The sequence below is a fragment of the Serratia silvae genome (genome assembly GCF_023282985.1).
Taxonomy (GTDB): domain Bacteria; phylum Pseudomonadota; class Gammaproteobacteria; order Enterobacterales; family Enterobacteriaceae; genus Chania; species Chania silvae.
Window position 1 is genome coordinate 1 of the sequence record NZ_JAGQDC010000073.1, and the last position, 272, is coordinate 272.

Genomic DNA, 272 nt, shown 5'->3' on the forward strand with positions numbered 1-272 from the left:
CAATAGGCGTTGCTTCCCGTCAGTCTTTGCCTCGCCACCGCCTGATTTCTGTCGGCATACTCCTCCGGCCAGTAACCTGCCCGGGTTCGCGGCGGGATAAGTGCTCTGATTTTCTTACGCCGCAGTTCGTCATGGCATAGTTTTGTGTCATAAGCGCCATCGGCGGAAGCTACCTTAATTTTCCGGTGAGTCTGTCGGATAAGACCCGGGAATGCCTCCGCATCGGTCACGTTGTTCAGTGACAGGTCAGCACAGATAACCTCGTGGGTATC

1 protein-coding gene is annotated in these 272 nt (G+C 55.1%); it reads right to left on the minus strand.

Features of this window, described 5'->3' with window-relative positions; genetic code table 11:
* Positions 1-272: transposase (locus tag KAJ71_RS23785; protein ID WP_248947797.1), on the minus strand; the 272-nt coding region annotated here is incomplete at both ends.